This window comes from Amycolatopsis sp. NPDC104819 (genome assembly GCF_055583145.1).
In genome coordinates, this window is sequence record NZ_JBVJON010000013.1 from 164,916 (window position 1) to 187,461 (window position 22,546).

The window sequence follows — 22,546 nt, forward strand, 5'->3', positions numbered from 1 at the left end:
GACACGAGTCAACGGTGACGAAAGAGAACTCTTATGACCGCAGCGACCTATCAGGAGATCGTTGACGAGAACGGACGGGTTTACCGAGTAGGTGAGAGTCCCCAGGACATCATGGGGCGCTCGCGAAGCTGGATGGTGTGGCTGCCCTGGATCGCCATGATGGCGGTCAGTGTCTTCGAATACGGCTGGGGCGCCGTCGAAGGCACCTTGGAAGAGAAGTACGGCTGGTCGTTGTCCGACGCGTTCTGGCTGGCCAGCATCTGGGCGGTCTTCCAGGCCGGGGTGGCGTTCCCGGCCGGACGGCTGCGCGAGAAGAACATCATGTCGGCGAAGACGGCCATGCTGGCCGGCGCGGTCTGCAGCGCCATCGGCTACTTCGCCATCTCGCACAGCGGCAACCTGGCGGTGGCGTTCGTCGGGTACTCGGTGCTCGGCGGCACCGGCGCCGGGCTGGTCTACGCCACCTGCATCAACATGGTCGGGAAGTGGTACCCCGAGAAGCGCGGGGCGAGGACGGGGTTCGTCAACGGCGGGTTCGCCTACGGCGCCGTCCCGTTCATCTACGTCTTCGCGGCTTTCCTGACCCCGACGAACTATTCGGTGATCCTCGACGTCATCGCGGTGTACATGCTGCTCGTCGTCGGGGTCTGCGGGTTCCTGTTCAAGGACCCGCCGAAGAGCTGGTGGCCGGCCGAGGTCGACCCGAAGAGCTGGGCGGCCGGCCGGCGGTCCGCGACCGGCGGGCTGGCCAAGAACCCGCCGGCGGTGAAGCAGTTCTCCCCGATGGAGGCGATCCGGACCGGCATGCTCCCGCTGATGTGGGTGTGCCTGGTGATCATCGGCGGGGTTTCGCTGTTCGGCATCAACTTCCAGGTGCCGTTCGCGAAGGAGAGCGGGTTCGGGGCGTTCGTCGCGGCGTCCTCGGCCGGGGTGCTCTCGATCGTCAACGGCACGGGCCGCGCCGTGGTCGGCTGGGTCTCGGACCGGATCGGCCGCCGGCAGACGCTCACCGTCGTCCTGGTGATCGCCGGGGGTGCGCAGTTCGGCGTGATGTACGCCGGGAACACGCACAACCTGTTCCTGTTCATGGTGTTCGCGTTCCTGACCGGGTTCGGCGGCGGCGCGTTCTACCCGCTGTTCGCGGCGCTGGTGCCGGACTACTTCGGCGAGAACAACAACGCGTCGAACTACGGCCTGGTCTACAGCGCGAAACTGGTCGGTGGGGTCGGCGGTGGCGGGCTCGCCGCCGGGGTCATCAGCGCGTGGGGCTACACGGGCGCGTACATCCTCGCCGGGTGCATCGCGCTGCTTTCGGCGGTGCTGACGCTCTTCCTGCGCCAGCCCGGCCGGCCACGCCACCAGCTCGCCGAAACCGAGCTGGTGGCGCGGCCTTCCGCCGCGACGGGCGGCTGATCCGGTAACCCGCTCCCCGGTCCTGCAGCCATCAGGACCGGGGAGCCTCCGGACGTTCGTGGTAGGCCTGGCGGGTGCGCTCGGTGTGCTTGGCCATGATCTGCTCCGCGCTGTCGGCGTCGCCGTCGGAGATCGCGTGGATCAGCTCGTCGTGCTCGTTCCACGCGTCCCGCCCGCGGGGCCGGGCGATCGGCGTGTAGTACCAGCGGACCCGGCGGTCGACCAGGCCGATCAGCTCCGCGAGCACGGCGTTGCCCGACAGGCTCGTGATGAACGCGTGGAGGGCGGCGTTGGCCGCGACCAGGCCTTCGGTGTCGTCGTCGCGCAGGGCGTTGACGCCGGCCTGCTGCAGTTCCCACAGGCGCCGGACGTCGGCCGGTGTGGCGCGGCCGGCGGCGAGCTTCGCGGAGTGCGTTTCCAGCACACTGCGGACGCTCAGCAGCTGGTCGGCCTCCTCGTCGGTGGGCAGGTGCACAAAGGCGCCCTGGGCGGGCCGGAGGTCGACCCAGCCTTCGCTCTGCAGCCGTTGCAGGGCCTCGCGGACGGGCTGCCGGCTGACGCCGAGGTATTCGGCGAGGTCGGCCTCGACCAGGTGCTGCCCGGGTTCGAGGGTGCGGTTGATGATCAGCTCGGCGAGGGCTTCGTAGACGACCTGGCGCAGCGGCGCGGGCCGCTCGACGCGCTTGGCGGCGGTCGAGCTGAGCGAGCCCTTGGCCGTGCGGCGGCCGCTGGGGCCGCGGTCTTGGAGCGGGGAAGCGGGCTGGCTCACGGGACACCTCGAAGGGGAGAGGAACGCGATGATCTGTCCCCAGGATACAGGTTTTGGTATGCAAAATCCCGGAATCTCACCCTCGACCGGGTGTTTCGCCCGATGTGGATCACGCTCGTGACCCCTTGTGTCCGGTTTGTCGGCCTCGGCTGCGCCGCCTGAGTGGCTCGGTCCGCTCGAACGAGAAAATCTCTGGTCGCGATAGTGAATCCAGGATACTGTATGCAATCACGTGCTGGACCGAAGTGGGAGGCACATCATGAAGGTGGCTGTTCTCGGGGCCGGGGCGATCGGCGCCTACTTCGGGGCCGCGCTGCACCGCGGCGGGACCGAGGTGCATCTGATCGCCCGGAAGGCCCACCTGGCCGCGATGCGCGAACACGGTGTCCGCGTGCTCAGCCCGCGCGGCGACTTCACCGCGCATCCGCACGTCACGGACGACCCGGGTGAAGTCGGCGAAGCCGACTTCGTCTTCCTCGGCCTGAAAGCCAACTCCTACGCCTCGTGCGGGCCCCTGCTCGCGCCGCTGCTCGGCCCGGACACCGCGGTCGTGGCCGCGCAGAACGGCATCCCGTGGTGGTACTTCCACGGCCTGAAGGGACATCCGCTCGAAGGGCGCCGGGTCGAGACCGTCGACCCGGGCGGCTCGGTGACCGCCGTGCTCGAGCTCCGGCGCGCGATCGGCTGTGTTGTCTACTGTTCCACCGTGATCGAGGAGCCGGGCGTGATCCGGCACCTGGAGGGCACTCGCTTCTCCCTCGGCGAGCCGGACGGCGAAATCTCGGCGCGCTGCAAGGTGCTCAGCGCCGCGATGATCGCCGGCGGGCTCAAGGCGCCGGTCGAACCGCGGTTGCGCGACGACATCTGGATCAAGCTGATGGGCAACGTCGCGTTCAACCCGCTCTCGGCGCTGACCCGGGCGACCATGGCGCAGATGTGCGAGCACGACGACACCCGCGCGCTCGTCGCCACGATGATGACCGAGACCCAGGCCATCGCCCGCGCGGCCGGGAGCGACCCGGGTGTCTCGGTCGAGAAGCGGATCGACGGCGCCTGGCGCGTCGGCCACCACAAGACGTCCATGCTGCAGGACCTCGAAGCGGGCAAGCCCCTCGAGATCGACGCGATCATCGGCGCGGTGGTCGAGCTCGCCCGGCTGACCGGCGTGCCGGCGCCGGCGCTGAGCCACGTGCACGCCGCCATCGGCCTGCTCGACCACACCAGCAGCACGCCCGTCCCCGTCGGGTCGCACTGAACCGGAGGTACCCCGTGAAGCGCAGGAAGACCGAGCCGTACGTCCGGCTCACCCAGCCGCTGGTGCGCGACTCCGGCGTGCTGCGGCCCGCCACCTGGGACGAAGCCCTCGACCGGGCCGCCGCCGGGATCCGCCGCACCCTCGAAGCCAAGGGGCCGGAGGCGTTCGGGATGTTCTCGTGCGCCCGCGCGACCAACGAGATGAACTTCGTCGCCCAGAAGTTCACCCGCGCGGTGATCGGCACGAACAACGTCGACTCGTGCAACCGCACCTGCCACGCCCCGAGCGTCGCCGGGCTGGCGCGGGTGTTCGACAGCGGCGGCGGCACGTCGTCGTACCAGGAGATCGAGGACGCCGACGTCATCGTGATCTGGGGTGGCAACCCGCGGGAGGCGCACCCGATCTTCTTCCAGCACGTGCTCAAGGCGGTCCACAAGGGAGCGAAGCTCTTCGTCGTCGACCCGCGACAGACCAGCACCGCGCGCTGGGCGCACCGGCAGCTGCAGCTCGAGGTCGGCACGGACATCCCGCTGGCCCACGCCATCGCGCGCGAGATCATCCACTCCGGACTGGCGAACACGACGTTCATCGAGCGCGCCACGGAGGGCTTCGCCGAGTTCGCCGCGTCGGTCGAGCCGTGGACGCTCGAGGTCGCCGAGAAGACCACCGGCGTGCCCGCCGAGCTGATCCGCGAACTGGCCCACACCTACGCCCGCGCCGACCGCGGGCAGCTGTCGTGGACCCTCGGCATCACCGAGCACCACAACGGCACCGACAACGTGCTTTCGCTGATCAACCTCGCGCTGCTCGCCGGGCAGGTCGGCCGCTACGGCGCCGGGCTGAACCCGCTGCGCGGGCAGAACAACGTCCAGGGCGGCGGCGACATGGGCGCCATCCCGGACCGGATGCCGGGCTTCCAGGACGTCCTCGACGCGGACGTCCGGGCGAAGTTCGACACGGCGTGGGGCTCGTCGATCCCGCCGCACAAGGGGCTCAACCTCACCCAGATGCTCGACGCGATGGAACGCGGCGACCTGACGTGCGTGTACATCATCGGGGAGAACCCGGTGCAGTCCGAAGCGGACTGCGAGCACACGATCAAACGGCTGTCCAACGTGGACCACCTGGTGGTGCAGGACATCTTCCTCACCAAGACCGCGCAGCTGGCCGACGTCGTGCTGCCCGCCTCGGCCGCCTGGTGCGAGAGCGACGGCACGTTCACCAACTCCGAACGCCGGGTGCAGCGCGTCCGCAAGGCCCTCGAACCGCCGGAAGGCGCCCGCGACGACATCGAGCTGCTCTCGGAACTGGCCCGCCGGCTCGGTCACGACTGGCACTACACCGGCGGCCAGGAGGTCTGGGACGAGCTGCGCTCGCTGTCGCCGATGCACGCCGGGATGTCCTACGCACGCCTGGAAGAGCTCGGCGGCATCCAGTGGCCGTGCTACACCGAGGACACCCTCGAACCGACGTTCCTGCACGGCCGCCTCTGGGCCGACGACCCGGCCGAGCGCGGCCGCCCGGCGCCGTTCACGGTCATCGAGCACAGCCCGCCGGTCGACCTGCTCACCGCGGAGTTCCCGATCCGGCTCACCACCGGACGGCGGCTGGACTCCTACAACACCGGTGTCCAGTCCGCCGGGTTCCCGTCGCCGCTGCGCCAGGGCGAGACCCTCGACCTGTGCCCGGAAGACGCGCGCTCACTCGGCGTCGAACCTGACGAGCTGGTCCGGATCTCCTCGCGGCGCGGCGAAATCGTCGCGCCGGTGCGGCTCGACACCGGCCTGAAGCCGGGGCTGGCGTTCATGACCTTCCACTTCCCGGACGAGATCGACGTCAACGTCATCACCATCGAGGCGACCTGCCCGATCGCCGGGACCGCCGAGTACAAGGCGGCGGCGATCCGCGTCGAGAAGCTGCCCGCGGGAGTCTGACGATGGATCTCAAACTGCTCGACGCCGTCGCCACCCGTGAGGAACGCGAGGCCGTCGCCAGGTTCGCCGGCGGCGGGCGAGACCAGCTGCTGCCCGCGCTGCACGCGGTCAACGACCGGGTCGGCTGGATCAGCCAGGGCGCGCTCAACCTCATCTGCGAGGCACTGCACGTGCCGCCCGCCGACGCGTACGGCGTGGCGAGCTTCTACTCGCTGTTCGCGCTGGAGGAGCGGCCCGAGCGGGTGGTGCACGTGTGCACCGACCTGGCCTGCCGGCTCAAGGGCGCGGACACGGTGTGCGACGTCCTCACCGAGCACGTCGGCGCCGCGGGGAAGGCGCGCGCCGGGGTCACGTGGCTGCCCAGCCCGTGCCTCGGCGTCTGCGAACGAGCCCCCGCGGCGCTGACGTTCCAGGCCGGTGACCCGGCCACCACGGAGCTGCTCGCTCCGGTGACCGGCGCGTCGGCCGTGCTGGCCGCCCGGCGGGAACCGCCCGTTTCGGACGGCGCCGCCCCGGTGCTCCACCAGAAGGAGGTACTGCGGCTGCTGCGCCGCGTCGGCGTGGTCGATCCGTCCAGTTTGGACGGCTACCGGGCGGCCGGCGGTTACGCGGCGCTGCGCAACGCCCTGCGCATGGGTGAGGCCGCGGTCATCCGCGAGGTCACCGACTCCGGCCTCCTCGGCCGCGGTGGCGCGGCGTTTCCGACCGGGCGCAAGTGGGCGGCTACGGCCGCACAGCCCGCCGGGCCGCACTACCTGGTGTGCAACGCCGACGAGAGCGAGCCCGGCACGTTCAAGGACCGGGTGCTCATCGAAGGCGACCCGTTCGCGCTGGTCGAGGCGATGACGATCGCCGCGTTCGCCATCGGGGCCCGGCGTGGCTTCGTCTACCTGCGCGGCGAATACCCCCGGGCGCTGCGCCTGCTCCGCAACGCGATCGACGTCGCCCGCGAGCGCGGCTTCCTCGGTGACGGCATCATGGGCCACGAGGGGTTCTCGTTCGACATCGAGATCCGCCGCGGCGCGGGCGCCTACATCTGCGGCGAGGAGACCGCGATCTTCAACTCGATCGAGGGCTTCCGCGGGGAACCCCGCACCAAACCGCCGTTCCCGGTCGAAAAAGGACTGTTCGGCAAACCGACCGTGGTGAACAACGTCGAGACGCTGGTCAACGTGCCGCTGATCCTCACCGAAGGCGCGGCCGCATACCGGGCGGTCGGCACCGAAGCCTCGGCCGGGCCGAAGCTGTTCTGCCTGTCCGGAAACGTCGAACGCCCCGGTGTCTACGAGGTGCCGTTCGGGACGACACTGCGTTCGCTGCTCGAGCTGGCCGGGGGAGTGCCCGAGGGCCGCTCGCTCCGGGCGATCCTGCTCGGTGGCGCGGCGGGCGGGTTCGTCCGGCCCGACGAGCTGGACCTGCCGCTCACGATGGAGGACGCGCGGGCGGCGAAGACCACCCTCGGGTCGGGGGTCGTCCTGGTGCTCGACGACCTGGCCGACCTCGGCGGGTTCCTGCTGCGGATCGCGTCGTTCTTCCGCGACGAGTCGTGCGGGCAGTGCGTACCGTGCCGGATCGGCACCGTGCGGCAGGAGGAGGCGGTCCGGCGGGTGCTGGCAGCCGGGTCGGACGAGCGGCCGCTGCTGCGAGAGGTGGGCCAGGTGATGCGGGACTCGTCGATCTGCGGCCTCGGCCAGACCGCCTGGAACGCCATCGAATCCGCCATCGACCGGCTGGGAGCCCTCCGATGACCATTGTGGACATCGGCATCCCGCGCCGGCTCGTCGAGTTCACTGTGGACGGCGATACCGTGCGCGTGCCGGAGGGCTCGACGATCCTCGACGCGTGCACGGCGGCGGGCAAGGACATCCCGACGCTGTGTTACGGCGACACCCTGGAACCGGCGAACGCGTGCCGCGTCTGCATGGTGGAGGTCGAAGGCTCGCGAACGCTCGTGCCGTCGTGCTCACGCAAGGCCGAGCCGGGCATGGTCGTCCACACGGACTCGCAGCGGACGCGCACGAGCCGCAAGGTCGTGTTGGAGCTCCTCGGCTCCGCCACGGACCTCTCGACGACCCCCGGCGTCGCCGAGTGGATGGCCGAGACCGGCGCCGACCCCGGCCGGTTCGGCCCGGACGCGGCCACGGTCGCCCAACCGGCCCTGGTGGACAACGAGCTGTACGTCCGCGACTACGAGAAGTGCATTCTCTGCTACAAGTGCGTCGATGCGTGCGGCGAGCAGTGGCAGAACTCGTTCGCCATCAGCGTCGCCGGCCGCGGGTTCGACGCGCGCATCTCCACGGAGTTCTCGAACTCGCTGCCCGAGAGCGCCTGCGTGTACTGCGGCAACTGCGTCGAGGTCTGCCCGACCGGGGCGCTGAGCTTCAAGCGCGAGTACGACAAGCGCGAGGACGGCACCTGGGACGAAGACCGCCAGATGCGCACGACCACGGTCTGCACCTTCTGCGGGGTCGGCTGCAACCTGACCCTGCACGTCCAGGACAACGAGATCGTCAAGGTGACGTCACCGCACGAAAGCTCGGTGACGCACGGAAACCTGTGCATCAAGGGCCGTTTCGGCTGGCAGCACGTGCAGAACAGGTAGCTCAGCGCGGCCGGACCAGGCCGGTCTCGTAGGCGAGGACCACGGCCTGGACCCGGTCGCGCAGGCCGAGCTTGGTCAGGATGCGCCCGACGTGGGTCTTCACCGTGGCCTCCGACAGCACCAGCACCCCGGCGATCTCGGCGTTGGACAGCCCGGCAGCCACCTTCTCGAGCACTTCGAGCTCGCGGTCGGTGAGCCGGTCGAGGCCGCGGGCGGTGGGCGGCCCGCCGTCCGGCGCCGGGTCGGGCAGGCGGTCGGCGACGGTGTCCAGCAGCCGGCGGGTGACCGTCGGGGCGACCACGGCGTCCCCGCGGGCCACCGCGCGGATCGCCGTGAGCAGGTCGTCGGGCGGCACGTTCTTCAGCAGGAACCCGCTGGCGCCGGCCTTCAGCCCGGGGAAGGCGTACTCGTCGACGTCGAACGTGGTCAGGATGAGCACCCGCGAGCGGGGTGAGTCCCGCACGATCTCGCGGGTCGCGGTGATCCCGTCCACCCCGGGCATCCGGACGTCCATCAGCACGACGTCGGGGTCGAGCTCGGCCGTGCGGGTGACCGCCGCGGCGCCGTCGGCGGCCTCGCCGACCACCGTCAGGTCCGGCTGGGACTCCAGGACGAGCCGGAAACCCAGGCGCAGCAACGGTTCGTCGTCGACGAGCAGGATCGTGATCACGAGCCGCTCCCGAACCGGCCCAGCACCCGCCAGCCGCCGCCGGGCCGCGGCCCGGCCTCGACGTCGCCGCCGGAGACGCTCGCACGTTCGCGCATCCCGCTGAGCCCGTGCCCGCCGTCTCCGGCCGGGACCGGCGCCGGCTGCCCGTCGTCGAGCACTTCGAGGGTCACGACCGGCTCGTCGTAGGTGAGGTGGATCTTCGCCGCCGTCGGGGTGACGGCGTGCTTGAGGACGTTGGTGAGCGCTTCCTGGGCGACTCGGTAGACGGCCAGCTCGACCGTCGGCGGCAGCGGGAACCGGCGTCCGGTGACCGTCCACGTCGCGGGCAGACCGGTTGCGCGGACCTGGTTGACCAGTTCGTCGAGGGCCGCGATGCCGGGCTGCGGCGCCCGCGGGCTGTCTTCGCCGGTGCGCAGCACGGTGAGCAGGCGGTGCATTTCGTCCAGCGCCTGCCGTCCCGTCGCCGAGACGTGCTTCGCGGCCGCCTCCGCCTGGACGCCGTCGGTGCGGGCGGCGAACGCGGCGCCGTCGGCGAGCGCGATCATGACCGAGAGGTTGTGCGCGATGATGTCGTGCATCTCGCGGGCGATGCGGGCCCGCTCGTGCGCGGCCGCGATCTGGCTCTCCTGGTCGCGTTCCCGCTCGGCCCGCACCGCCCGGTCGTGCAGCGCCACCAGGTACTTCCGTCGGGTCCGGACGTTCACCCCGAGCGCGAACGCCGCGGTCACGATCGCGGTGGTGAACACCAGCCCGGCGACGACCATCGGCCACCCGGTGCTCCCGCTGATCCCGCCCGCGGTGAGCGCGGCGACGGTGGCCACCGCCGCCGGGACGCGGTGCCGGTCGCGGTGCGCGGCGACGGTGTACCCGGCGACCAGCACCGCGACCAACGTCGGCGGGAACTGCGGCCCGGCCAGGTCCTGGGCGACCCCGGTCGCGGTCGTGACGCCCAGGACGGTGAGCGGGAACCGCCGCCGGAGGGCCAGCGCCCCGAGGAGCAGCACGACAACGGCGACGAGCCACGGTCCGCGCGGCTGGGCGCCCTCGGCGCCGACCACCAGCGCGAGGAAGAGGAGCGCGAAGGCGAGCAGCAGGTCGGCGGGCGCCGGGTGCTGCCGCGCCCACGCGCGCAGCGGCTCGATGCCCGGCCAGGCGGAGCGGAACCCGGGGTCGATCGGTGCGTCGGTCACCCCGCCATCATCTCCTCCGCCCGCCGGGACGGCACCGGTTTCAGGCATCCCGCCGCTTGAGCACGAACGCGGCCGCGGCGAGCGCGACGACGACGTAACCGCAGAACCACGCGAAGCCGGTCCACGGTGGCAGGCTGAGCGCCGACGGCCGGACGGTGATCAGCGCCTGCCCGGCGTTGCTCGGCAGGTACGGCACGACGTGCGGGACCCAGCTCTCCGGGAGCACCCCGGCGAGGCTCGGCACGATCATGACGAGCGCGACGAGCGCCGCGATGGCCCCGGCGGTGTGCCGGACCAGCCAGCCGAGCGCGACCCCGAACAGCCCGATTCCGGTCACGTAAAGCCCGACGCCGAAGACCGCCCGGAACACCCCGGGCTCGGCGAGGCTCGTCTCGATGTCTTGCGACGCAAGGAAAGCTTGCCCGCCGAGGAAGGCGGCGAACGCGGCCACCTCGCCCGCCACGAACGCCACGGCCGCGAGCACGGCGGCCTTCGCGGCGAGCACCGGCGTGCGGGTGGGCACCGCGGAGAACGTCGAGCGGATCTGGCCGGAGGTGTACTCCCCGGACACGACGAGCACACCCAGCACCCCGAACGCGAGCTGGACCAGGACGTACCCCTGGATGCTCAGCGCGGTCGGCTCGAGCCGCGCCCGGGTCTGCTCGCTCAGCTGGGGCCAGCGGTCCGCGTTGAGGGCGCAGGTGAGCCAGCCGAGCGCGACCATGGTCACGAGCGCCGTCATCACCGTGATCGGAGTTGACGGCAGGGAGCGGAACTTGACCCATTCCGAGCGCGTGACGCGCCCGAGCGTGACACCGGTCGTCATGCGATCTGCCCTTCGGGGGTGCGGTACTCGACGGCGTCTTCGGTCAGCTCCATGTACGCCTCTTCGAGCGAGGCCTGGACCGGTGCGAGCTCCTCCAGCGGAATGCCGTGGCGGCAGGCGAGCAGGCCGACCTCGGCGCCGGTGACCCCGTGCACCTCGAGCAGCCCGGGGTCGGCGCTGGTGACGTCGATCCCGGGCCCGGCCAGCAGTTCCCGCAGTTCGGTGGCCCGCGGGGTGCGGACGCGGACGACCTTCGCCGACGCGCGGTCGACGAACTCCCGCACCGACGTCTGGGCGATGACCCGGCCGCGGCCGATCACCACGAGGTGGTCGGCGGTCAAGGCCATCTCGCTCATCAGGTGCGAAGAAACGAACACCGTGCGCCCCTCGGCGGCGAGGCGGCGCAGCAGGGTGCGGATCCACAGGATGCCCTGCGGGTCGAGGCCGTTCACGGGTTCGTCGAGCACCAGTGTCGCCGGATCGCCGAGCAGCGCCGCGGCCACGCCGAGCCGTTGTCCCATGCCGAGGGAGAACCCGCCCGCGCGCTGGTGCGCGACACCGGTCAGGCCGACCAGCTCGAGCACCTCCTCGACGCGCCGGCGGGGAATCCCGTTGGTGAGCGCCAAAGCGAGCAGGTGGTGGAACGCCGACCGTCCCGGGTGGACGGCCTTCGCCTCCAGCAGCGCACCGACCTCCCGCAGCGGCGCGGGGTGGTGCGCGTAGACCTTGCCGTTGACCGCCACGGTGCCCGACGTGGGCGCGTCCAGGCCCATGATCATCCGGATGGTGGTGGACTTCCCGGCGCCGTTCGGGCCGAGGAACCCGGTCACCGCCCCGGGTTTGATGGTGAACGTCGCCCCGTCCACCGCGGTCCGGGCGCCGTAGCGCTTGGACACCGCGTGTGCCTCGATCATCCGTCTCCCTTCGTCGCGGCCGAAGGTAGGCGGGGATGACGGCGGGATCGACCGGCTGAAGGGCGATCCCGACGCGGGCCGCGTGCGACTCGCGGCGTAGGCGCTACGCCGGAGGTCGCACACGGGTCAGGCGAAGGTTGCCGAGGCGACGACCCGTTGACCGTGCCGCCGCTGAGCAGCTATTCTCGATATGCGAAAGAAAGATTCCGGATAGCGAAATTTGAGGTCGCGATGCCAGAAGAGGGGCACACCCTGCCGTACGTCGCCAACCTGTCGATCCTGTTCAAGGAGGTACCGCTGCCCGAGCGGGCGGCGGCGGCGCGCGCGGCGGGCTTCACCGACGTCGAGTACTGGTGGCCGTTCGAGGTCGCGGTGCCGGCGCGGGACGAGGTCGACGCCTTCGTGCGCGGCGTCGAGCAGGCCGGCGTCCGGCTGCGCGGGCTGAACTTCTACGCCGGTGACATGGCGGCGGGGGAGCGCGGCCTGGTCTCGTGGATCGGCCGCGAAACCGAGTTCGCCGACAGCCTGGTCGTCGCACTCGGGATCGCCGAACGCACCGGCTGCCGCAGCTTCAACGCGCTCTACGGCAACCGGCTCGACGGCGAAGACCCGGCCAAGCAGGACGACCTCGCGCTGGTCCACCTCGCCACCGCCGCCGAGGCGGCCGCGAAGATCGGCGCCCAGCTGGTCCTCGAACCGCTCTCCGGCGCCGACCGCTACCCGCTCAAGACCGCCGCGGACGCCGTGGCCGTGCTCGACGACCTCGGGCGCGACAACGTGCGGCTGCTGGCCGACCTGTACCACCTGGCAGTCAACGGCGACGACCTGGACGCGCTGGCGACGAAGCACATCGCCCGGATCGGGCACGTGCAGATCGCCGACGCGCCCGGCCGCCACCAGCCCGGCACCGGGTCCCTCGACCTCGACGGCCACCTGCGGAAGCTCCAGAACGCGGGCTACGCCGGGTTCGTCGGGATCGAGTACGTCCCGGAGCCCGACACCGTCGCGTCGCTGAACTGGCTGCCGACCACCCGAAGGGGACGAGCATGAAACTGGGATTCATCGGACTGGGCGTGATGGGCACCCCGATGGCCGCGCACCTGGTCGCGGCCGGGTACGACGTCAGCGGCTACGATGTGCACGCCGCGGCGGGGGAGAAGCTCCAGGCCGCCGGGGGACGCGCGGCGAGCGACGTCGCCGACGCGGTGGCCGGGGCGGACGTCGTGATCACGATGCTGCCGAACCACCCGCAGGTCGAGGCGGTCGTGCTGGCCGGTGGCGGGGTCCTCGACACCGCCGCGCCCGGCACGCTGCTGATCGACATGAGCACCATCCGGCCCGAGACGTCGATCGAGGTCGCGAACCTCGCGCGGGACAAGAAGATCCGCGTCCTGGACGCCCCGGTCTCCGGCGGGCAGGCCGGCGCCGAGCAGGCGTCGCTGTCCATCATGGTCGGTGGGGACGCGGCCGACTTCGACGCCGCGAAGCCGGTACTCGACGCCGTCGGCAAGACGATCGTGCACGTCGGCCCGCACGGCGCCGGCCAGGTCGTCAAGGCCGCCAACCAGCTCGTCGTGGGCGGGATCTACGGCCTGGTCGCCGAGGCGATCGTGCTGCTCGAGGCATCCGGAGTGGACGCCGCGACCGGGCTCGACGTGCTCGCCGGGGGACTGGCGGGCAGCCGGATCCTCGAGCTCAAGCGCAAGTCCATGGTGGACCGTCAGTTCGCGCCCGGGTTCCGGATCGACCTGCACCACAAGGACATGGGGATCGCGCTGGCCGCCGCGCGGCAGGCCGACGTCGCGCTCCCGCTGACCGGGCTGGTCGCCCAGCTCGTCGCCGCCGGCCGTGCCATGGGGTACGGCTCCCTGGACCACTCGGCCTTGCTGAAGGTCGTCGAACAGTTGTCGGGCCGCGTCCCGGCGGAGGTGTGACATGCCCAGAATCCCCGCCATGCAAGCGGTCGTCGACGTCCTGGAGAGCGAAGGCGTCGACACCGTCTTCGGCTGCCCCGGCGCGGCCATCCTCCCGCTGTATAACGCCCTGCAAGGCCGGGCGATCCAGCACCTGATCGTCCGCCACGAAGAGGGCGCGACGCACATGGCCGACGGCTGGGCCCGGACGAACGGGAACGTCGGCGTCGCGATCGGCACGTCCGGTCCGGCCGGGACGAACATGATCACCGGGCTCTACACCGCGCACGCGGACTCGATCCCGATGATCTGCATCACCGGCCAGGCGGCCACGACCAAGCTGCACCAGGAAGCGTTCCAGGCCGTCGACATCGTCGAGATCGCCAAGCCGGTGACGAAGTGGGCGGTGCAGGTCAAGGAGGCCGCGCAGCTGCCGTGGATCTTCCGCGAGGCCTTCCGGATCGCCCGGTCCGGCCGCCCCGGCCCGGTCCTGATCGACCTCCCGATCGACGTCCAGAAGCAGGACATCGAGTGGGACTCCTCGATCGACTCGCCGCTGCCGGTGACCGCCGTCAAGCCCGCCGCCGCGCGGGTCGAGCGGGCGCTGGAGATGCTGCTGGCCGCCGAACGCCCGCTGATCCTGGCCGGCGGCGGTGTTGTCCTCGGCGAGGCGAGCGAGCAGCTGCGGGCCGCGGCCGAGCGCCTGGACGTCCCGGTCCAGGTGACGCTCATGGGCAAGGGGAGCTTCCCCGAGGACCACGAGCTGTTCGCCGGGATGGCCGGCATCCAGACGTCGCAGCGCTGGGCCAACGCGGCCTTCCTCGAGGCCGACCTGGTGCTGGCGCTGGGCGCGCGGTTCGGCGACCGGCACACCGGTGAGCTGTCGGTCTACCGCGGGGACCGGAAGTTCATCCACGTCGACATCGAGCCGACGCAGCTGGGCAAGGTGTTCGGCCCGGACCTGGGGATCGTCTCGGACACGCGGGAGTTCCTGGACGCGCTGCTGGCGGCGCTGGACGAGCGTGCGCCGGAGCCGCGGCGCGAGTGGGTCGGCCGCATCGCGGAGCTGAAGGAAGCGCTTCCCCGCCGGGAGGACTTCGACACGCTGCCGATCAAGGCGCCGCGGGTCTTCAAGGAGATCAACGAAACCTTCGGCGAGGACACGTACTTCGTCACCGCGATCGGGCTCTACCAGATCTGGTCGGGCCAGTTCCAGAAGGCGCACAAGCCGCGTCACTACCAGGTGTGCGGCCAGGCCGGTCCGCTCGGCTGGGAGATCCCCGCCGCGATCGGCGTCAAGAAGGCCCGGCCGGAGGCCGAGGTCGTCGGGGTGGTCGGCGACTACTCGTTCCAGTTCCTCGTCGAGGAGCTGGCGGTGGCCGCGCAGTACGACGTCGGGTTCGTGCTGATCATGCTCAACAACGAGTACCTCGGGCTGATCCGGCAGGCGGAGACCGGCTACGACATGAACTTCGAGGTCGACATCCACTACGACGCGAACGGCACGGACAACGTCAAGATCATGGAGGCCTACGGCTGCTCGGGCACCCGCGTGCACGAGCCGGCCGAGATCCGGACGTCGCTGGAGTGGGCCCGCAAGGAGGCCGAGCGGACCAGCCGGCCGGTCCTGGTGGAGATCATGATCGAACGTGAAGGCAACGCCGCCATGGGCGCCGCCCTCGACGCCGTCAAGGAGTTCGAGCCCGCCTGACACCCGCGTGACCACGGCCGCCGCACGAGACCCTGACCTCGTGCGGCGGCCTTTCCGTGTCCGCGATCAAGCGGTTGTCGGAAAGTACAAACTCAGGCCCGAAATTCACCCTTCTTTCAGGGGTTTTGCCGTGGTCGGAGCCACAGTTCACCGTGTGTACTCCGTACCGAAGCAGCCCCGAAAGGACGTCCACAGTGGAATTCCTCCGACCCGCCTCGCTGGCCGACGCGCTCGCCGCGAAGGCCGCGAACCCCGGTGCGGTCCCGATCGCCGGCGGCACGGACGTGATGGTCGAGCTCAACTTCGACCACCGCCGTCCCGAAGCCCTGCTCGACCTCGGCCGGGTCGCCGAGCTCCACGAGCACGGCGCCGACGGCGGCCGGATCCGGATCGGCGCGGCCGTGCCCTACACCCGGATCATCACCGAACTGGGCGCACAGCTGCCCGGCCTCGCGATGGCTTCGCGGACCGTGGGGTCCCCGCAGATCCGCAACCGCGGTTCCGTGGGCGGCAACCTGGGCGCAGCTTCGCCTGCGGGCGACTCGCACCCGGCGCTGCTGGCCGCGGACGCGGAGGTCGAGATCGCGTCGGTGCGCGGCACCCGGATCGTCGCGGCGAAGGACTTCTACGTCGGCGTCAAGCGGAACGTCCTGGAGCCGGACGAGCTGATCACGTCCGTGCTGCTGGCCCCGGCCACCGGGCCGCAGCAGTTCAGCAAGATCGGCACCCGCAACGCCATGGTCATCGCCGTCGCCGCCTTCGGGCTGGCGCTGCACCCGGACCAGCGGCGCGTCGGCACCGGCGTCGGCTCGGCCGCGCCCACCCCGCGCCGGGCGTTCGAAGCCGAGGAGTTCCTGGCCGGCGAGCTGGACTGGGACGCCCCGAAGGCCCTGAACGACTCGGTGAAGCGCCGCTTCGGCGACCTGGTGGCCGCGGCCGCCGCGCCGATCGACGACGTCCGGGGGAGCGCGGCCTACCGCCGGCACGCCCTGGGCGTGATGGCGCGGCGGACCCTGACCTGGGCCTGGACCGACTACTGCGGAGGGAGCGCGAAGTGCGCGTGAACGTCACCGTCAACGGCGAGCCCCGCCGGGCGGACAACGTCTGGGAAGGCGAAAGCCTCCTGTACATGCTGCGCGAGCGGCTCGGCCTGCCGGGCTCGAAGAACGCCTGTGAGCAGGGCGAATGCGGTTCCTGCACGGTGTACGTCGACGGCGTCCCGGCGTGTTCCTGCCTGGTCGCGGCCGGGCAGGCCGAGGGCCGCGACGTCGTCACGGTCGAAGGGCTCGCTTCCGGCGACGACCTGGACCCGGTGCAGGAGTCGTTCGTCGAGCGCGGCGCCGTCCAGTGCGGGTTCTGCACCCCCGGCCTGCTGGTCGCCGCGCACGACCTGATCGAGCGTGTCCCGGACCCGAGCGACGTCGAGATCCGCGAGGCGCTGGCCGGCAACCTCTGCCGCTGCACCGGCTACGAGAAGATCCTCGACGCCGTCCGCGACGCAGCCGCGAAGAAGGCCGTCCGATGAGCGCCCCGGCCCGCTCCCCGCAGGAGCTGCACGACACGATCGCCGGCGGCATCGGCGAGAGCCCGCTGCGCCCGGACGGCACGCTCAAGGTCCGCGGCGAGTTCGCCTACTCCTCCGACCTGTGGCACGAGGACATGCTGTGGGGCGCGACCCTGCGCAGCCCGCACCCGCACGCCCGGATCGTCCGCCTCGACGTCTCCCGCGCGCTGGCCCAGCCCGGTGTGCACGCCGTGCTGACCCACGAAGACGTGCCGGGGGAGAACGTCTACGGCCTCAAGTACCAGGACACCCCCGCGCTGGCCGCGGACCTGGTCCGCTTCCAGGGTGAGCCGGTCGCGATCCTCGCCGCGGACCACCCGGAGATCGCGCGGCAGGCGCTCAAGGAGATCGTCGTCGAGTACGACGTCCTCGAGCCGATCACCGACCCCGAGCGGGCCGCGCACGACGACACGCTGCCGAAGCTGCACCCGGGTGGGAACCTGGTCCGCCACCAGCGAATCGTCAAGGGCGACCCGGCGGCGACCGCGGACGTCGTCGTCTCCGGCGTCTACGAGATCGGCATGCAGGACCAGGCGTTCCTCGGCCCGGAGTCCGGGCTCGCGGTGCCGGCCGAGGACGGCGGAGTCGACCTCTACCTGGCGACCCAGTGGTTGCACGTCGACCAGCGCCAGACGGCGAAGGCCCTGGGGCTCCCGCTGGACAAGGTCCGGCTGACGCTGTCCGGGGTCGGCGGTGCGTTCGGCGGCCGCGAGGACCTGTCGATGCAGATCCACTCGTGCATGCTCGCGCTGCGGACCGGGCGTCCGGTGAAGATGAGCTACAACCGGCTGGAGTCGTTCTTCGGGCATGTCCACCGCCACCCGGCGAAGATGTACTACGAGCACGGCGCCACTAGCGACGGCAAGCTCGTCTACGTGCGCGCCAAGATGTACTTCGACGGCGGCGCGTACGCGTCGAAAACCCCGGTCGTGGTCGGCAACGGCACCACGCTCAGCGTCGGCCCGTACAACGTGCCGAACGCGCACATCGAGGGCTGGGGCGTCTACACCAACAACCCGACCTGCGGCGCGATGCGCGGTCTGGGCGCGGTCCAGCCGACCTACGCCTACGAGTCCCAAATGGACAAACTGGCCGCCGCCCTGGGCATGGACCCGGCCGAACTGCGGATCCGCAACGCGCTGAGCGAAGGGTCCACTGTGGTCACCGGCCAGGTCGTGGACTTCCCGGCGCCGGTGGCGGAGCTGGTCCAGCGCCTGCGTGACCTGCCGCTGCCGCCCGAACCCACCGGCGAACGCGACATCCGCGAGCTGCCCGGCGGCGCGTCCAACACCACCCACGGCGAAGGTGTCGTCCGTGGCGTCGGGTACGGCGTCACGATCAAGAACATCTCCTACGCCGAAGGTCTCGACGACTACTCGACCGCCCGCGTCCGGCTGGAGGTGCTCGGCGGCGAGGCGGTCGCGATGGTGCACACCGCCGCGGCCGAGGTCGGCCAGGGCCTGGTCACCCTGCAGCAGCAGATCGCCCGCACCGAGCTGGGCCTGACGCGGGTGAGCGTGCACCCGGCCGACACGAGCGTCGGCGACGCCGGCTCCAGCTCGGCGTCGCGCCAGACCTACGTGACCGGCGGCGCGGTCCGCAACGCCTGCCGCGCGGTCGCCGACGCCGTGTACGCCCTCGCCGCGGTCCGCCTCGGCCGTCCCGCCGACGGGCTCACGCTGAGCGGCGGCAAGGTGGTCGCGGCCGACGGTGAGGTCGTCGCGGACCTCGCCGACCTGCTCGGCGAGACGGCGATCGAGGAGACCCGCGAGTTCCACCACCGCAAGACCTACCCGCTCGACCCCGAGACCGGCCAGGGTGACGCCCACGTCCAGTACGGGTTCTCGGCGCACCGCGCGGTGGTCGACGTCGACCTGGACCTCGGGCTGGTCAAGGTGGTGCAGCTCGACTGCGCCCAGGACGTCGGCAAGGCGATGAACCCCGACGCCGTCATCGCCCAGATCCAGGGCGGCTCGGCGCAGGGCCTCGGCCTCGCCGTGATGGAGGAGATCCTGGTCAAGGACGGCAAGGTCCGGAACCCGTCGTTCACCGACTACCTCATCCCGACCATCCTCGACATGCCCCCGATGCGCGTCGACGTCCTCGAACGGCCTGACCCGCACGCGCCCTACGGCGTCCGCGGCGTCGGCGAGCCACCGACGATCTCGGCCACCCCGGCGATCGCCAACGCCATCCGCGCGGCCACCGGCCTCGAGCTGCCGCGCGTCCCCATCCGCCCCGAGCACATCACTGGAGTCTGAGATGACCACGTCGCTTTCCGTCGAACAGGAATGGCTCGACCAGGCCATCCGCATCGCGGAGACCAACGTCGCGAACGGCGGCGGTCCGTTCGGCGCCCTGGTTGCCCGCGACGGCGAGATCGTCTCGACCGGCGTCAACCGCGTCACCGCGAACCTCGACCCGACCGCGCACGCCGAAGTCGTCGCGATCCGCGCGGCCTGCCAGGCCCTCGGCGACTTCAAGCTGGACGGCTGCGTGCTCGTCTCCAGCTGCGAGCCGTGCCCGATGTGCCTGTCCTCGGCGCTGTGGGCGCGGGTGGACAAGGTGATCTTCGCCGCCGACCGCGACGACGCGGCCAAGGCCGGCTTCGACGACCGTGCCTTCTACGAACTGTTCGACCGTCCGCGCGAAACGTGGACGGTTCCCGTGACGCGACTGTCCACGAAGGATGGTTTCGCACCCTTCGCGGCCTGGCTCGACAAGGCCGACCGCACCGACTACTGACCCACAAGGCCAGCTGACCGGAGCACAACCGAATCGAACGTCCCGCTCGCCAGGCACGGCGTTGTGCCTCGGCCTGGCCGAGCACACCCACCGGCAAGGGCAGGACGCATGACCCAGACCGAAGTCCCCACCCCCGTGGCCGACGAAGTACCCGCGCCACGGCGATCTTTGCTCGACAAGCTGTTCGAACTGCGCGCCCGGCAATCCACGGTAGGCCGCGAGGTCCGCGGCGGCGTCACGACGTTCGTCGCGATGGCCTACATCGTGCTGCTCAACCCGCTCATCCTCGGCGCCTCCGCCGACATCACCGGCGCCCGGCTCTCCGCGGCGCAGGTGACCACCGCGACGGCGCTGGCCGCCGCCGTGATGACGATCCTCATGGGGGTCGTCGGCAACGCGCCCCTCGCGCTGGCCGCCGGCCTCGGCATCAACGGCATCGTCGCGTTCCAGATGGCCCCGACGATGACCTGGGCGCAGGCCTTCGGGCTGGTCGTGCTGGAAGGCGTCTGCATCGTGCTGATGGCCGTCAGCGGAGTCCGCGAACGGATCATGAACGCCATCCCGCGGCCGCTCAAGATGGCGATCACCGTCGGGATCGGGCTCTACATCGCCCTGGTCGGGCTGGTCAGCGCCGGGTTCGTGACCCGGGTGCCGGACGCGGCGCAGACCACGGTCCCGGTCCGCCTCGGGGCGAGCGGGCACCTGCACGGCTGGCCGATCGTCGTGTTCTGCTTCGGCCTGCTGCTGATGATCGTGCTGATGGCCCGCAAGGTCCCGGGTGCGGTGCTGATCAGCATCGGCGTGGCGACGGTGTTCGCCGTCGTGCTGCACGAGGGGTTCGGTGTCGGCGGCTGGGGTCTCACCACCCCGGCCCTGCCCGACCACGTCGTCGCAGCCCCCGACTTCGGGCTCTTCGGGCACATCGACCTCTTCGGCGGGTTCGCCTCGGCGGGGGCGCTCGCGGCGACGGTCTTCCTGTTCACCCTGGTGCTCTCCGGCTTCTTCGACGCGATGGGCACGATCACGAGCGTCTCGGACGAGGCCGGGCTGTCGAAGAACGGCAAGGTCCCGCGGATGGGCCGGATCCTGCTGGTCGACGGCGCGGGCGCGATCGCGGGCGGTGTCACGGGTTCGTCGCCGAACACCGTGTTCCTCGAGTCCGCGGCCGGCGTCGGCGAAGGCGCCCGGACCGGCCTCGCCAGCTTGGTCACCGGCCTGCTGTTCGCCGGGACGCTGCTGTTCACCCCGCTCGCCGGCGTGGTCCCGGCCCAGGCCGCGGCGCCCGCGCTGGTCGTCATCGGCGGCATGATGGTCGCGCAGTGCCGCACCATCCCGTGGAACGACCCGGACTACACGATCCCCGTGTTCCTCACCGCGGCCTTGATCCCGTTCACCTACTCGATCACCAACGGTGTCGGCGCCGGCCTGATCGCGTTCGTGCTGATCAAGATCGGCCGCGGCAAGTGGCGCGAAGCCGGCTGGCTGTTGTCGGTGCTGGCGCTGGTGTTCGCGGTCTACTTCGCCGTCGACGGCGTCGAAGCCCTCTTCCGCTAAGGAGAAACCCCCGTGGCCCTGATGTTCTTCAACGGCGGCGCCATGCGCGGCGAACCGCTGCACCATCTCCTGGCCGGAGCGCCCTTCGTGGCGGAGGCGAAAACCGCGCCGAAGTACCGGTTCTACGCCGTCGGCGACCAGTGCCCGGCGCTGTACCCGGTGTCGCACGGCGGCGCGGAGGTGACCGGCGAGGTGTACGACGTCTCGCTGGACGACCTGCGCGACAAGGTGCTCCCGTCCGAACCTCACGAGCTGGAACTGGGGGTGGTGGAGCTGACCGACGGCAGCTCGGCATTCGCGATGCTGCTGAGGCGGCCGTACACGTCGCACGTCGCGCTGCGGGACATCACCGAGGTCGGCGACTGGCGGGCATACAAGGCGAGCGTGTGAAAGTCCTCGTCGCGCCCGACAAGTTCAAGGGGTCGCTGACCGCGGCCGAGGTGGCGTCGGCGGTGGCCCGGGGCCTCGCCGACGTCCACCCCGGCGTCGAGACGCAGACCCTGCCGGTGGCGGACGGCGGTGACGGCACGGTCGACGCCGCCGTCGCCGCCGGCTTCCGCCGCGTCCGGGTCCCGGCGCGCGGCCCGACCGGCGTGCCGGTGACGGCGTCGTACGCGGTCCGCGGCGACACGGCGGTCGTCGAACTGGCCGAAGCGTCCGGCCTGCACCGGCTGCCCGGTGCGCCGTCGCCGCTCGGCGCGTCCAGTGCGGGCACCGGGGACGTCATCGCGGCCGCGGTGGGCGCGGGCTGCCGCCGGATCGTCCTCGGGGTGGGCGGCAGCGCCTGCACCGACGGCGGCGCCGGCATGCTCGCCGCGCTGGGCGCCCGGCTCCTCGACGCCGCCGGGCGGGAGCTCCCGCCCGGCGGCGCGGCGCTGTCCCGGGTCGTTTCGCTGGATCTGTCCGAACTGGACCTGTCCGAAGTGGACTTCGAGCTGGCGAGCGACGTGGACAACCCGCTCTACGGGCTGAACGGGGCCGCGTTCGTCTACGGCCCGCAGAAGGGCGCGTCACCCGACGACGTCGAGGTGCTCGACGAGGCGTTGCGGCACTGGTCGTCGGTCGCCGGGCCGGCGTTCGCGGACCGGCCGGGCGCCGGGGCCGCCGGGGGAGTGGGCTTCGCCGCGATGGCCGTGCTGGGCGCCCGGATGCGCCCGGGCATCACGCTGCTGCTGGACCTGCTCGGGTTCGGCGCCGCGCTCGCGGGGGCCTCGCTGGTCGTCACCGGCGAAGGCTCGCTCGACCGGCAGACGCTCTCGGGGAAGGCGCCGGCCGGGGTCGCCCGGGCCGCGGCGGAGAAGGGGATTCCGTGTGTCGCGGTGTCCGGGCGGTGTCAGCTGTCCCCATCGGAACTGGCTTCGGCGGGCATCGCGGCCGCGTATGCCCTGACGGACCTGGAGCCCGACCTGGCCCGGTGCATGGCCGACGCCGCGCCGTTGCTGCGGCGGCTAGCCCACCGCGTCGCCGTGGACCACCTCTGACAGGT

General features: G+C 71.4%; 20 protein-coding genes. 15 read left to right on the forward strand and 5 right to left on the reverse strand.

The annotated features are described in order from the left end of the window. Nucleotides 1-33: 33 nt before the first annotated feature. The gene (locus ACZ63E_RS35215; RefSeq protein WP_465340550.1) at nucleotides 34-1,413 is read left to right on the forward strand and encodes an OFA family MFS transporter; all 1,380 of its coding nucleotides are present in this window, start codon (nucleotides 34-36) and stop codon (nucleotides 1,411-1,413) included. 31 nt (nucleotides 1,414-1,444) lie between these two features. Here the strand turns inward: ACZ63E_RS35215 and ACZ63E_RS35220 are convergent, their stop codons facing one another. Further along, nucleotides 1,445-2,182 (reverse strand): GntR family transcriptional regulator, encoded by a 738-nt coding sequence (locus tag ACZ63E_RS35220; protein ID WP_465340551.1) that lies wholly within the window; start codon nucleotides 2,180-2,182, stop codon nucleotides 1,445-1,447. Between the two features lie 259 nt (nucleotides 2,183-2,441). On the opposite strand from ACZ63E_RS35220, the gene ACZ63E_RS35225 reads away from it, so the two are divergent. From ACZ63E_RS35225 to ACZ63E_RS35240, 4 genes are read left to right on the forward strand one after another with little or no spacing between them, the layout of a single operon-like run. Then, nucleotides 2,442-3,437, forward strand: coding sequence for a 2-dehydropantoate 2-reductase (locus ACZ63E_RS35225; protein WP_465340552.1), 996 nt, complete (start codon nucleotides 2,442-2,444; stop codon nucleotides 3,435-3,437). Between the two features lie 14 nt (nucleotides 3,438-3,451). After that, the gene (locus tag ACZ63E_RS35230) at nucleotides 3,452-5,371 is read left to right on the forward strand and encodes a molybdopterin oxidoreductase family protein (RefSeq protein WP_465340553.1); all 1,920 of its coding nucleotides are present in this window, start codon (nucleotides 3,452-3,454) and stop codon (nucleotides 5,369-5,371) included. Between the two features lie 2 nt (nucleotides 5,372-5,373). Continuing rightward, a complete protein-coding gene (locus ACZ63E_RS35235; RefSeq protein ID WP_465340554.1) occupies nucleotides 5,374-7,119 on the forward strand; it encodes an NAD(P)H-dependent oxidoreductase subunit E in 1,746 nt (581 codons plus the stop codon). Then, nucleotides 7,116-7,973 carry a 2Fe-2S iron-sulfur cluster-binding protein gene (locus ACZ63E_RS35240; RefSeq protein ID WP_465340555.1) on the forward strand — a complete coding sequence of 286 codons (858 nt, stop codon included), beginning with the start codon at nucleotides 7,116-7,118 and terminating at the stop codon, nucleotides 7,971-7,973. The genes ACZ63E_RS35235 and ACZ63E_RS35240 overlap by 4 nt, the downstream gene beginning before the upstream one ends. 1 nt (nucleotide 7,974) lies before the next feature. Here the strand turns inward: ACZ63E_RS35240 and ACZ63E_RS35245 are convergent, their stop codons facing one another. From ACZ63E_RS35245 to ACZ63E_RS35260, 4 genes are read right to left on the reverse strand one after another with little or no spacing between them, the layout of a single operon-like run. Beyond that, complete coding sequence (locus tag ACZ63E_RS35245; protein ID WP_465340556.1) at nucleotides 7,975-8,643, reverse strand: response regulator; 669 nt, start codon at nucleotides 8,641-8,643, stop codon at nucleotides 7,975-7,977. Further along, on the reverse strand, nucleotides 8,640-9,833 hold the full coding sequence (locus ACZ63E_RS35250; protein ID WP_465340557.1) for a sensor histidine kinase: 1,194 nt from the start codon (nucleotides 9,831-9,833) through the stop codon (nucleotides 8,640-8,642). Before ACZ63E_RS35250 ends, ACZ63E_RS35245 begins: the two co-directional genes overlap by 4 nt. A gap of 40 nt (nucleotides 9,834-9,873) precedes the next feature. Further along, nucleotides 9,874-10,659 carry an ABC transporter permease gene (locus tag ACZ63E_RS35255; RefSeq protein WP_465340558.1) on the reverse strand — a complete coding sequence of 262 codons (786 nt, stop codon included), beginning with the start codon at nucleotides 10,657-10,659 and terminating at the stop codon, nucleotides 9,874-9,876. Continuing rightward, entirely contained in the window at nucleotides 10,656-11,573 is a 918-nt protein-coding gene (locus ACZ63E_RS35260) for an ABC transporter ATP-binding protein (protein WP_465340559.1), read from the reverse strand. Before ACZ63E_RS35260 ends, ACZ63E_RS35255 begins: the two co-directional genes overlap by 4 nt. 231 nt (nucleotides 11,574-11,804) lie before the next feature. Here ACZ63E_RS35260 and ACZ63E_RS35265 point away from each other — a divergent pair, with 231 nt between their 5' ends. The 10 genes from ACZ63E_RS35265 to ACZ63E_RS35310 all read left to right on the forward strand — a co-directional run bounded on the left by ACZ63E_RS35265 (nucleotide 11,805) and on the right by ACZ63E_RS35310 (nucleotide 22,541). Next, nucleotides 11,805-12,623 (forward strand): hydroxypyruvate isomerase family protein, encoded by an 819-nt coding sequence (locus ACZ63E_RS35265; protein ID WP_465340560.1) that lies wholly within the window; start codon nucleotides 11,805-11,807, stop codon nucleotides 12,621-12,623. Beyond that, nucleotides 12,620-13,507 (forward strand): 2-hydroxy-3-oxopropionate reductase, encoded by an 888-nt coding sequence (locus ACZ63E_RS35270; RefSeq protein WP_465340561.1) that lies wholly within the window; start codon nucleotides 12,620-12,622, stop codon nucleotides 13,505-13,507. The genes ACZ63E_RS35265 and ACZ63E_RS35270 overlap by 4 nt, the downstream gene beginning before the upstream one ends. Before the next feature lies 1 nt (nucleotide 13,508). Then, nucleotides 13,509-15,197, forward strand: coding sequence for a glyoxylate carboligase (gcl, locus tag ACZ63E_RS35275; protein WP_465340562.1), 1,689 nt, complete (start codon nucleotides 13,509-13,511; stop codon nucleotides 15,195-15,197). A 194-nt stretch (nucleotides 15,198-15,391) separates the two neighbouring features. Next, the gene (locus ACZ63E_RS35280) at nucleotides 15,392-16,261 is read left to right on the forward strand and encodes an FAD binding domain-containing protein (RefSeq protein ID WP_465340563.1); all 870 of its coding nucleotides are present in this window, start codon (nucleotides 15,392-15,394) and stop codon (nucleotides 16,259-16,261) included. Then, entirely contained in the window at nucleotides 16,252-16,722 is a 471-nt protein-coding gene (locus ACZ63E_RS35285; RefSeq protein ID WP_465304716.1) for a (2Fe-2S)-binding protein, read from the forward strand. Before ACZ63E_RS35280 ends, ACZ63E_RS35285 begins: the two co-directional genes overlap by 10 nt. Beyond that, entirely contained in the window at nucleotides 16,719-19,022 is a 2,304-nt protein-coding gene (gene pucD / locus ACZ63E_RS35290; RefSeq protein ID WP_465340564.1) for a xanthine dehydrogenase subunit D, read from the forward strand. The genes ACZ63E_RS35285 and pucD overlap by 4 nt, the downstream gene beginning before the upstream one ends. A gap of 1 nt (nucleotide 19,023) precedes the next feature. Further along, entirely contained in the window at nucleotides 19,024-19,506 is a 483-nt protein-coding gene (locus ACZ63E_RS35295; protein WP_465340565.1) for a nucleoside deaminase, read from the forward strand. 108 nt (nucleotides 19,507-19,614) lie between these two features. Further along, nucleotides 19,615-21,060, forward strand: a complete 1,446-nt coding sequence (locus tag ACZ63E_RS35300; protein WP_465340566.1) for an NCS2 family permease — start codon at nucleotides 19,615-19,617, stop codon at nucleotides 21,058-21,060. A gap of 12 nt (nucleotides 21,061-21,072) precedes the next feature. Beyond that, complete coding sequence (locus ACZ63E_RS35305) at nucleotides 21,073-21,450, forward strand: allophanate hydrolase-related protein (RefSeq protein ID WP_465340568.1); 378 nt, start codon at nucleotides 21,073-21,075, stop codon at nucleotides 21,448-21,450. Then, nucleotides 21,447-22,541 (forward strand): glycerate kinase, encoded by a 1,095-nt coding sequence (locus ACZ63E_RS35310; RefSeq protein WP_465340570.1) that lies wholly within the window; start codon nucleotides 21,447-21,449, stop codon nucleotides 22,539-22,541. Before ACZ63E_RS35305 ends, ACZ63E_RS35310 begins: the two co-directional genes overlap by 4 nt. Nucleotides 22,542-22,546 lie beyond the last annotated feature (5 nt).

What these genes read in the sequence shown, in the direction of transcription:
- ACZ63E_RS35225 (WP_465340552.1), top strand. Translation starts at nt 2,442, where the DNA reads ATGAAGGTGGCTGTTCTCGGGGCCGGGGCGATCGGCGCCTACTTCGGG.
- gcl (WP_465340562.1), top strand. Translation starts at nt 13,509, where the DNA reads ATGCCCAGAATCCCCGCCATGCAAGCGGTCGTCGACGTCCTGGAGAGC.
- ACZ63E_RS35255 (WP_465340558.1), bottom strand. Translation starts at nt 10,659, where the DNA reads ATGACGACCGGTGTCACGCTCGGGCGCGTCACGCGCTCGGAATGGGTC.
- ACZ63E_RS35260 (WP_465340559.1), bottom strand. Translation starts at nt 11,573, where the DNA reads ATGATCGAGGCACACGCGGTGTCCAAGCGCTACGGCGCCCGGACCGCG.
- ACZ63E_RS35270 (WP_465340561.1), top strand. Translation starts at nt 12,620, where the DNA reads ATGAAACTGGGATTCATCGGACTGGGCGTGATGGGCACCCCGATGGCC.
- ACZ63E_RS35265 (WP_465340560.1), top strand. Translation starts at nt 11,805, where the DNA reads ATGCCAGAAGAGGGGCACACCCTGCCGTACGTCGCCAACCTGTCGATC.
- ACZ63E_RS35295 (WP_465340565.1), top strand. Translation starts at nt 19,024, where the DNA reads ATGACCACGTCGCTTTCCGTCGAACAGGAATGGCTCGACCAGGCCATC.
- ACZ63E_RS35235 (WP_465340554.1), top strand. Translation starts at nt 5,374, where the DNA reads ATGGATCTCAAACTGCTCGACGCCGTCGCCACCCGTGAGGAACGCGAG.
- pucD (WP_465340564.1), top strand. Translation starts at nt 16,719, where the DNA reads ATGAGCGCCCCGGCCCGCTCCCCGCAGGAGCTGCACGACACGATCGCC.
- ACZ63E_RS35215 (WP_465340550.1), top strand. Translation starts at nt 34, where the DNA reads ATGACCGCAGCGACCTATCAGGAGATCGTTGACGAGAACGGACGGGTT.
- ACZ63E_RS35300 (WP_465340566.1), top strand. Translation starts at nt 19,615, where the DNA reads ATGACCCAGACCGAAGTCCCCACCCCCGTGGCCGACGAAGTACCCGCG.
- ACZ63E_RS35240 (WP_465340555.1), top strand. Translation starts at nt 7,116, where the DNA reads ATGACCATTGTGGACATCGGCATCCCGCGCCGGCTCGTCGAGTTCACT.